This window comes from Burkholderia sp. Se-20378, assembly GCF_017104665.1.
In the GTDB taxonomy this organism is placed as follows: domain Bacteria; phylum Pseudomonadota; class Gammaproteobacteria; order Burkholderiales; family Burkholderiaceae; genus Burkholderia; species Burkholderia lata.
Map to the genome: position 1 here is coordinate 1 of NZ_JAAGPG010000690.1, position 3,880 is coordinate 3,880.

The following is a 3,880-nucleotide window of genomic DNA, read 5'->3' on the forward strand; positions in this document are numbered from 1 at the left end:
GGTCGCGTGCCACGGCAAGCCCGCTGCCGCGACCAGCGCGGCGGTCATGAACTGGCGTCGGTCGGTGGTCATTGTGCGGCACCTCGCCGGTCGGGAGCGACGCGCATCACAGCACCCTCGACAGGAACGCGCGCGTACGCGGATGCGACGGCGCGTCGAGCACCACGGCCGGCGGCCCGGCTTCGACGATGCGCCCGCGCTCCATGAACAGCACGTTGTCCGCGACTTCGCGCGCGAAGCCGATTTCGTGCGTGACGATCACAAGCGTCGTGCCCGAACGCGCGAGTTCCTTGATCACGTCGAGCACCTCGTTGACGAGCTCGGGATCGAGCGCCGACGTCGGCTCGTCGAACAGCAGCACCTTCGGGCGCAGCGCGAGCGCCCGCGCGATCGCGACGCGCTGCTGCTGGCCGCCGGACAACTGGCGCGGGTATGCATCGGCTTTATCCGCGAGACCGACACGCGCGAGCAGCGCGCGGGCGATGCGCTCGGCGGCGTCGCGCGTGACGCCGCCCACGACGACCGGCGCCTCGATCAGGTTTTCGAGCACGGTCAGGTGCGGGAACAGGTTGAAGTTCTGGAACACCATCCCGACGGCCGTGCGCCGCGTCAGCACGTCGCGTTCCTTCAGCTCGTAGAGCACGTCGCCGTCGCGGCGATAGCCGATCAGTTCGCCGTCGATGTCGATGAAGCCGTCGTCGACGCGTTCGAGATGGTTGATCGTGCGCAGCAGCGTCGACTTGCCCGAGCCCGACGGCCCGACGATCGCGGTCACGCTGCCGCGCGGCGCGACGAACGATACGTTGTCGAGCACGCGCTGCATGCCGAACTGCTTCGATACGCCGTGCACGGCCACTTCGCCGCCGGCGCGCGGTGCGACGGCGGTCGCGGTGTCGCTGTCGCCGTGAGCTTGCGCGCCCGATGCAGCGTGACGGGACGCGACACGCCGCCACAGCACGCCGAGGCGCGCAAGCGCGAACGTGATGACGGACGGCGGCGGGTTGCGCAGCGCGCCGCGTGCATAGTGCCGCTCGACCTGCACCTGGATGGCCGACAGCACGGTCAGGATGATCAGGTACCAGACGGTGGCGACCATCAGCAGCGGAATCACTTCGAGATTGCGGCGATAGATCACCTGCACCGTATAGAACAGCTCCGGCATCGCGAGCACGTAGACCATCGACGTGCCTTTCGCGAGCATGATCAGGTCGTTGAACGCGGTCGGCAGGATCGCGCGCATCGCCTGCGGCAGCACGATCCGCGTGGTCTGGCGGCCGCGCGGCAGGCCGAGCGCGGCGGCCGCTTCGAGCTGGCCTTGATCGACCGCGAGAATGCCGCCGCGGATCACCTCCGCGGAAAACGCCGCGTGGTGCAGCGTGAGGCCGAGCACGGCCGCGAGGAACGGGCTGATCAGGTCGGTCGTCGGCGTGTCGAACCATACGATGTCGGTGAACGGCACGCCGAGCCGCACATGCTCGTACAGGTAGCCGAGGTTGTTCAGGATCAGCAGCAGCACGATCAGCGGAATCGAGCGGAACAGCCACACGAACGTCCACGCGCTCGCCGACAGCAGCCGCGAACGCGACAGCCGGGCCAGTGCGACGAACGCGCCGAGCACGAGGCCGAACACCGCGCCGAGCAGCGTCAGCACCAGCGTGCGCGCGAGCCCCGACAGCACCGGCGGCGACAAGAACCATTCGGCGAACACCGGCCAGCCCCATTGCGGGTTGCCGAGGATCGAATGCAGGACGATCGCGATCAGCGCGACGGCGAGCACGGTGCCGGCCGTGCGCGACCGGTGGCGCGCGGGCACAATCCGGAAACGCGTGCCGGCGTCGCGCGCGCCGGGTGAGGAGAGCGGCGGCAGTGTGCCGCCGAGGTGGGTCGTGTCGCTCCTGTCGGTGGAAATCCTCGAATCGGTCGGGCAGGCGCGCCGCACACGGGCGGCGCGGCAGCGGGCATCAGGCGTGCGCTTCGGCCGCCGTTTCGTGCGGCGCGCCCGGCGCCGCGTTGCGGCTGGCCTTGCGCGGCAGCCCGCGGTGGTCGCGCAGCGTCGCGCCGGGCAGGTCGCGGCTGTAGCGGCCGCGCGCCTCGAGCGCCGGGATCACCAGTTCGACGAAATCCTCGACGCCCTGCGCCTGCACCGCAAAGCCGAGGATGAAGCCATCGCCGGCACCGGCGTCGTGCCAGCGGATCAGCTCGTCGGCGACATGCTCGGCCGTGCCGATGAAGTTCGGGCGCGGCGTGGCGACCGCGAGCGCGGTCTCGCGCAGCGACAGGCCTTTCTGCTTCGCGTCGGCCTTGATCCGGTCGGTGGTCGAGCGGAAGCTGTTGCGGCCGAGCTCGCCGAGTTCCGGGAACGGCGCATCGAGCGCGTACTGCGTGAAATCGTGATGATCGAAATAGCGGCCCAGATACGCGAGCGCCTCGTCGATCGTCAGCAGGTTGCGGATCGCCTGGTATTTGTCTTCGGCCTCGGCCGCCGTGCGGCCGACGATCGGCCCGATGCCGGGAAAGATCTTCACGTCGCTGCCTTGCCGGCCGTGCTCGATCGCGCTCTGCTTCACGCGTCGCGTGAACGCGGCCGTTTCGTCGAGCGACGGCGAATGCGTGAACACCGCATCCGCATACTTGCCCGCGAGCCCGATGCCGGTGTCCGACGAACCGGCCTGGAAGATCACCGGCTGGCCCTGCGGCGAGCGCTGGATGTTGAGCGGGCCCGCGACCTGGAAGAAGCGGCCGTGGTGGTCGAGCGTGTGGAGCTTGTCGCGATCGAAGAAGCGGCCGGTCGCGCGATCGCGCACGAATGCGTCGTCGTCCCAGCTGTCCCACAGGCCCTGCACGACGTCGAGGTATTCGTCGGCGATCTCGTAGCGCAGTTCGTGGTCGGGATGCGCCTTGCCGAAATTCTTCGCGGTGCCTTCGAGCGGCGTCGTCACGACGTTCCAGCCCGCGCGCCCGCCGCTGATCGCATCGAGCGACGCGAGCTGGCGCGCGACCGTGAACGGCTCGCTGTACGACGTCGAGATCGTGCCCGCGAGCCCGATCTTCTTCGTCGCGACCGCGAGCGCCGACAGCACGGTCAGCGGCTCGAAGCGGTTCAGGAAGTGCGGGATCGACTTCTCGTTGATGTAGAGGCCGTCCGCGACGAACGCGAACGCGATGCCGGCGGCTTCCGCCTGGCGTGCGATGCCGATCGCGAAATCGAGGTTGATGCTCGCGTCCGGCGGGTTGCTCGGGTGCCGCCATGCGTTCATGTGGCTGCCTGCGCCTTGCAGCATCAGGCCGAAGGGGATCGATCGTCGGGTCGTCATGGGAGCGTCACGCGTTCTGGTCAGGGGAGAGGGAGCGGTCGGCCGCGAGGGCCGCCTGCAACGGCGTGGCCGACAGCGCGCCGCCGAGCCATTCGGCCGATGCGAGCCGCGCCGTGTAGTCGGTCACCGGCGAATCGATCACGAACGCATCGACGTCGAGCCGCCGGCTCAGTGCATCGAGCGCGCGGTGGATGCGCTCGGGCGTATCGGCCAGCACCGTCGGGCGCAGCTCGTCGATCCGGTAGTCGGACGCGCCGCTCTGCCGCGCGAATTCGGCGGCCGCCTGCGCGCTGGCGAGATTGAAGCTCTGGCCGCCGGCGAACTGCAGCTTGAAGATCTTCAGCGGCCCGATCAGTTGCTCGGCTTCGTCGCGCGTCGGCGCGGCCACCGCGTACAGCGCGACCAGCGGCCGTGTGCCGCCCGCGCTGCGATACGCGTCCAGCGAGCGCTCGAGGTTCGCGTCGTCGCCGTTGAAATGCCCCGCGTAGCAGAAGCGCCAGCCGTTGCGTGCGGCGAGCGCGCCGCTGTCCGGCGAGCCGCCGAGCAGGATGCGTTCGGGCGGCTGC

General features: G+C 69.7%; 2 protein-coding genes and 1 pseudogene. All 3 read right to left on the minus strand.

The genetic code is table 11. The features are described 5' to 3' along the window. Positions 1-106: 106 nt before the first annotated feature. A complete protein-coding gene (locus G3N93_RS42135) occupies positions 107-1,939 on the minus strand; it encodes an amino acid ABC transporter permease/ATP-binding protein (RefSeq protein WP_307873448.1) in 1,833 nt (610 codons plus the stop codon). A gap of 22 nt (positions 1,940-1,961) precedes the next feature. Beyond that, positions 1,962-3,314, minus strand: a complete 1,353-nt coding sequence (locus G3N93_RS36160; RefSeq protein WP_206135155.1) for an LLM class flavin-dependent oxidoreductase — start codon at positions 3,312-3,314, stop codon at positions 1,962-1,964. A 7-nt stretch (positions 3,315-3,321) separates the two neighbouring features. Continuing rightward, positions 3,322-3,880: pseudogene (locus G3N93_RS36165) on the minus strand (alkane 1-monooxygenase); the annotation flags it as partial.

Excerpts from the sequence above, each read along its gene's own strand:
- G3N93_RS36160 (WP_206135155.1), bottom strand. The coding sequence starts at position 3,314 with ATGACGACCCGACGATCGATCCCCTTCGGCCTGATGCTGCAAGGCGCA.